The following is a 5,854-nucleotide window of genomic DNA, read 5'->3' as shown; positions in this document are numbered from 1 at the left end:
GCGGCACAGCTTCATAGAGGGGGGCGATCTGGGCGATGCGCATGGTTTTTTCTCTCTTTGAGCCAGATATCCGATCACTTCATAGCCGACGTCGTCGCGGCCGATGTCCTCGCGCCGCCACGCTGTTCGCGCTTCTGGGCGGTGCGGGTGGTAGTTAGAGAGACGAAACGGGCAAATCTAGGGCGGATTTTGCCTTAACTCCGCCGCAATGCCGCGCAACATTTGCGCTCATTCCCGCCCCACGAAAGACGCCGACCGCCATGTTGTTCACACGCCCCCATCCCCCCGCGACCACCGGCAACGATACCCCCCCGCTGCCCGACATCGCAGCGCTCGAGCGCCTCGCGCGCCGGCCGATCGCGTTCATCTTCGCTTACGTGCTGCGCCATAAATTCCAGCACGCGGTGGTGATCGGCGCGGTGATGCTCGCCGTCGGGTTCTCGGTCAGCTCGCAATACGCGCTGAAACATCTCGTCGACACGCTGATGGCGCACCGGATCGCCGCCGTTTGGTGGGCGTTCGGCCTGCTTGCCGGGGTGATCGCCGCCGATAATCTCACCTGGCGTCTCGCCGGCTGGGTCGCGTCCTACGTCTTCGTTGCCGTCACCGGCGATGTCCGGCGCGATCTTTTCGCCCATCTCACCGGCCACGCGCCGTCTTTCTTCGCCGAACGCCAGCCGGGCACGCTCGCCGGGCGCATCACCGCCACCGCCAACGCCATTTTCACCGTAGAAAACCTGTTCTCCTGGAACGTGATGCCGCCTTGCCTTGCGGTGGTTCTCGCGATCTGTTTCCTCGCCTCCGTCGATCCGGTGATGGCGCTGGTGCTGGCGACGATTTCGGGTTCGCTCGCCGCCCTGTTGATCCGGCTCGCGAGCCGCGGGACCGCGCTCCATCATCGCTACGCCGCCGAGGCCGCCGCCGTCGATGGTGAACTCGTCGACGTCATCAACAACATCTCCCTGGTGCGCGCCTTCGGCGCCTTCGGGCGCGAGCAGGCGCGGTTCCGCCGCCGCATCGGCGCCGAAATGAAGGCGCGTGGCGAAAGCCTTCGCTATCTCGAGCGCCTCCGCCTCCTCCATGCCGCGACCACGGCGCTGCTCACCGCGGGCATCCTCGCCTGGGGTATCCTGCTCTGGCAGCGCGGCGCCGCCAGCGCCGGTGACATGGTGTTGGTCAGCACGCTCGGTTTCATCATCCTGCACGGCACCCGTGATCTCGCCGTCGCCCTCGTCGATATGGTGCAGCACATCGCGCGGCTCTCGGAAGCGCTCTCGACGCTTTTGCTCCCGCATGAGCTGCGCGACGCCGCGGACGCGCAGAAACTCGCGGTGCCGCGCGGCCTGGTCGAATTCCGCGACGTCTCCTTCGCCTATCCTGGTGGGCAGACGGTGCTCAAGAATTTCAATCTCCGCATCGAACCGGGCTCACGTCTCGGCCTCGTCGGCCGCTCCGGCTCGGGCAAGACCACGGTGCTCACCCTCCTGCAGCGTTTTCGCGATATCGATGGCGGGGACATCCTGATCGACGGCCAAAGCATCGCCGACCTTGCCCAGGAAAGCCTGCATCGCGCGATCGCGGTGGTGCCGCAGGACGTGCTGATGTTCCACCGCTCGGTGCGCGAGAATATCCGCTATGGCCGACCCGACGCCACCGACCAAGAGGTCCGCGCCGCCGCCGAGGCCGCCGGCTGCGACGATTTCATCATGCAGCTCACAGACGGATACGACACCGTTGTCGGCGATCGCGGCACCAAGCTCTCGGGCGGTCAGCGCCAGAGGATCGCCATCGCCCGCGCCTTCCTGTGCAATGCGCCGGTGCTGCTGCTCGACGAGGCGACCAGCGCGCTCGACAGCGAGGCCGAGCAGGCGGTGCAGGACGCGCTCATGCGGCTGATGATCGGGCGCACGGTGATCGCCGTCGCCCACCGGCTCTCCACCCTCAAGGATTTCGATCGTATCGTCGTCATGCAGTCTGGCCAGATCGTCCAGGACGGCAGCCCGATCGAACTCGAACAATCGCCCGGTCTCTATCGCGAGCTGCTCCGTCGCCAAGCGCTGCAGCTCGTCGACGTGGCCGCTTAGGGCCGCGAACGCGGCTAGAGCGTGCCCGGATCATATCGATCCAGACACGCTCTATTAAGGTATTGTTGTAGAGTGTGATTCACGTCTCCCGCGATTCCGCCTTCGACGATCACGCTCTAGCCGCCAGAGTGCGTTTGGCAGGCGGCGCGGGCGAATTCGTCGATATAATCGATCAGCGCGTCAGACGCCTCTGCCGCCGCCGCCGGCGCGCCATCGGCGACGGCGCGGGCGACCGCGGCATGAAGGCGGGCGGCGCGCGCAAGATCGGCGACCTCGCGATAATGCATGTACCAGAAGCGCCGTGACAGCCCGTTCATCAACGCCATCGCGCCGGCGGCGAACTCGTTTCGCGCGCTTTCCAAAAGCAGGAGATTGAAGGCGCGATCGAGACGCATGAACGCGGTATCGTCATTGCCAGCGGCGGCTTCTTCCATGCCGGCGGCGATGTCGGCGAAACGCGCGCGCTGCGCCGGGCTCGCCTCGGTTGCGGCGGTGCGGGCGAGCAGGCGCTCGATCTCGCGGCGAACGGCGAGCAGCCGCAATTGTCGGGCGATGTCGATCTCGGTGACGACGATGCCACGGCGCGGCAGCACCCGCACCAGCCCCTCGCGCGCCAGCCGCTGCAACGCCTCGCGCACCGGCGTGCGGCCCAGCCCGCAGCGCTGGCTGAGAACCGCCTCGGAGACCGCAGCGCCGGGGGCGAGACGCAGCATCGCGATGTCTTCCTCGAGGATGCGATAGGCACGCTCGGTCAGCGAACACGCCGCCCCGGCGGGCGGGGCGGCAGGCGGGGAGCCATCATGCGTCATGCCGCGCGCCCCTTCAGAAACCAAACATGTGATCGAGCGAGAAGCCGCCGGCCGCGTCCATCAGGCCATGATAGCCGAACAGGCGGCAGGTGGTGTCGCGGATCAGAACATAGCCGCGCGACCCGGCGCGGGCGAGGCGATCGGGGCCAAACACGTCATGCGGGTAAATCAGCGCCGAGCCCGAACACGCGATGGCGAGCGGCGCCTCCGCGACCACCGCGCCCGCTTCGTCATGGAGCAGGAGGCTCGTCGTCGAGCGCGGGTGCCATGGCGCTGAGGCCGGGTAGATGAGACAGGTGAAGCTCTGCCGCCCGCCCTCGCCCAAGCGAAGAAAAAGCCGCGTCGAAAGCCCCGGCGGCTTGCCGCTATAGGATTGCGGCTCGTCGCGATAGGTCATCAGCGTATTGAAGATGTGGCTGCCGAAGCTCGACTCCGCCTCGTGGCCACTTTCGCGATCGGCATAGCGGAACAAAGCGTGCAGCCAGCCATTGCCCTCGCCGCCATCGCGGAAATCATAGACCAGCTCGCCATGGCCGCCTTCGGGCAGGGCGTCGGGGGCGAGAACGCTGTCGAGATCGAGGGCGAGCGCGTGATCGCGCGGCAGGCGGCCGAGAAAATGACTCCCCGCCGGACGTCCCTCAGGGTCGAAAAGATCGAGGCGGAGTGGCAGCGAGGTCTCGGTGGTTGCCATCGGCGTCGGCTGCACAATGGTTGCGAAACGCCGCCGCGGCAGGATCGGAAATGGCAGCAGGAAGCCGCGCCCGAGCGGCGCAGGGAGGGCGCGGAGGGTGGGATCGGGGGCGAGATCGGCGCGCTCGACATTGACATGGGCGATGCGGGTGCGCCCGCCGCGCACCACCTCATAGCGCGGCCGGACGACATGGCGCCCGGCGCGGAGTTCGATCTGCGCCGGCCAGCGAATGCCGGGCAGCAACGTCGCGACATCGAGCGCCGCGGTCGCGAAGGGCGCGATCGGGCGGGGGAACGCGACCGGCTGCTCCGCCCCCATGCGGTCGAGCGCGATCGCGCCGGCGGGGATGGCGACGGCGTGGCTATTCTGCACCCAGAGGATCACCCGCTCATCCTCGCGCGGCGCGGGGAGACCGGCATAGCGCTCAGACGGCCAAGCATTGGCGTCATGCGTGCAAGAGAGACTGGGACCGGCATCGGTCGGGAAGGTATCGAGGGCGTATTTCACCACGTCATGGCCGGCGGCGCCGATGACATGCAGGAAAAGCTGGCCGGTGAATGGCGGCAGCCCGAAGCGGGCGCGAACAGCACGGCTGTCGAACGCGAAGCCGCCTGGGCCGGCGGGCAAAGCCTCTTCCCAGGTGGCCAGCACCTCGCCGTCGGCGGCGAACAGGCGAAGCCAGAGGCGGACCGCGCCGGCGCCGTAGCCGGCCCAGTAATTGGCCGAGACGAGGCGCGTCGAGAGCCCGTCCTGATCGCGGAAAAAAGCGAAGTTAGTCGCGAAATTGCGCCGCTCGCCATAGCGTTCGGGCACCGTCAGCATCTCCCGCGGCAGGCGGATCGCATCGAGCGAGAGACATTCCATGCCGGCAGGCATAAAGGGCGCGAGACGGGCGATGAGGCGCTCGGCGTCGAAGGCGGTGATCAGGAGTGCGCGGGCGGCACTGCGCGGCAGGTCGGTGAGCGGGCGCGCCGCGCATCCGGCGATCTCGCGGCCGATCGCCCGCACGTCCTCGACATAAACCTCAGCGATCGGCGGCAAGGCCGGGGCGAGCGCGAGCAGCGCCGGGGCAATGCCATCCGGGTCAAGCAGGGCGATCGGCGCGAGCGGGCGGAGCCGCGCCGCGAGCGCGCTGAGGGCTTCCGCCGCGAGCGGATGCGAGAGCGCCTTATAGAGCACATTGCCGCCCTGGCGCTGGTCAAAGGTCTCGATCGCGAGCATCACAGCCTCTCAGTTCACCGGCGCGGCGGCGCGGCGGGCACCACCAAACGGACAAACGTTTTTTGGTTCTTTTTTTCAAAAAAGAACCATTCTTCCCACCTTTCGCCCGGCACTGCTCAATAGCCGAGCCGCCGGCGGAGTTCATCGGCAGCCGCTTCTGTATCATTGATCGGGATCGTGGGCCAAACCTCCAACCGGCCGGTGAACTCGCGGGCCCGGCCGCTTGCGATCAGCGTCGCGCTGAAATCGCGGATGCGCCGCGAGTGGCCGGGCAGACGGGCGACCAGCAGCGGCGCTGCGGTCGCCGCCGCTTCCGAGATCATCGAGACGCTGTCCTCGGTCGCGATGATCACGTCGGCCAAGGCCAACAACCCGAAATAGGGATTTTCGCCGCTGCCGTCCCAGAGATAGGCGGCACCGGCATCCCGCGGGCCAGCGAGCGCAAGCGCGAGCGCCCGTTGCGCCGCGCTCGAGGTGCGGCGCGACGGGGTGACGGCGAGGCCGGCGCCGTCGGCGGCGAGGGCGGCAAGCCGGATGCCGAGCGCCTCGGCTTCGAGGGCGCCGAGGCGGAACCGCCCGTTCGAGCCGCCGACCAGCACCGCGACCAGCGGGCGCGGCAGATGGGCGAGGCGTGGCCGCCAGATCGCCGCCGCCTCGGCCAATCGCGCCGGTGTCACGCCATGGAGTGCCGTGCGGGTGACGATGACGTTGGGCCCGGTGAGATCGTCATGGATCGCGGCGAGAATGACGTCGAAGCGGCGCAGATCCATGCGCGGGTGCTGGATTTGCACGGCGCGCAGGCCGTGGCGGCGGCGGAGCGCCGCGCCGATCACCGCGCCGGCGCCGCCGCACCCGATCACGATGTCGGGGAGCGGCCCGGCGAGAGCGTCACCGATGGCGGCGAGCGGCGCCGGCCATAGCCGCGCGGTGAGGAAGCGCCAGGGCGCGCGCGGCGTGAGCGTGCGGCTTTCGGGCGCGAGCGATGCGGCCTCGGCCAAACCCCGCGCCTGCGCCATCAGCCCGGCATAGGATTCGCTGAGGATCCAGGA

General features: G+C 68.4%; 4 protein-coding genes. 1 reads left to right on the top strand and 3 read right to left on the bottom strand.

Features of this window, described 5'->3' with window-relative positions; genetic code table 11:
- The first annotated feature begins 260 nt into the window (after window positions 1–260).
- The gene (locus ACP5M5_RS09910) at window positions 261–2,084 is read left to right on the top strand and encodes an ABC transporter ATP-binding protein (protein ID WP_427936973.1); all 1,824 of its coding nucleotides are present in this window, start codon (window positions 261–263) and stop codon (window positions 2,082–2,084) included.
- Window positions 2,085–2,200: 116 nt separating this feature from the next.
- Here the strand turns inward: ACP5M5_RS09910 and ACP5M5_RS09905 are convergent, their stop codons facing one another.
- From ACP5M5_RS09905 to ACP5M5_RS09895, 3 genes are all read right to left on the bottom strand, one after another.
- Window positions 2,201–2,893, bottom strand: coding sequence for a GntR family transcriptional regulator (locus ACP5M5_RS09905; RefSeq protein WP_427936971.1), 693 nt, complete (start codon window positions 2,891–2,893; stop codon window positions 2,201–2,203).
- A 13-nt stretch (window positions 2,894–2,906) separates the two neighbouring features.
- On the bottom strand, window positions 2,907–4,805 hold the full coding sequence (locus ACP5M5_RS09900; protein WP_427936969.1) for a hypothetical protein: 1,899 nt from the start codon (window positions 4,803–4,805) through the stop codon (window positions 2,907–2,909).
- A 116-nt stretch (window positions 4,806–4,921) separates the two neighbouring features.
- Window positions 4,922–5,848 (bottom strand): mitochondrial fission ELM1 family protein, encoded by a 927-nt coding sequence (locus ACP5M5_RS09895; protein ID WP_427936977.1) that lies wholly within the window; start codon window positions 5,846–5,848, stop codon window positions 4,922–4,924.
- Window positions 5,849–5,854: the final 6 nt, after the last annotated feature.

This window comes from Acidibrevibacterium sp. (assembly GCF_049965395.1).
In the GTDB taxonomy this organism is placed as follows: domain Bacteria; phylum Pseudomonadota; class Alphaproteobacteria; order Acetobacterales; family Acetobacteraceae; genus Acidibrevibacterium; species Acidibrevibacterium fodinaquatile.
Note: the sequence above shows the minus strand (reverse complement) of the source record. Positions and strands in the feature narration are given on the sequence as shown.

Excerpts from the sequence above, each read along its gene's own strand:
- ACP5M5_RS09900 (WP_427936969.1), bottom strand. The coding sequence starts at position 4,805 with ATGCTCGCGATCGAGACCTTTGACCAGCGCCAGGGCGGCAATGTGCTC.
- ACP5M5_RS09905 (WP_427936971.1), bottom strand. The coding sequence starts at position 2,893 with ATGACGCATGATGGCTCCCCGCCTGCCGCCCCGCCCGCCGGGGCGGCG.
- ACP5M5_RS09910 (WP_427936973.1), top strand. The coding sequence starts at position 261 with ATGTTGTTCACACGCCCCCATCCCCCCGCGACCACCGGCAACGATACC.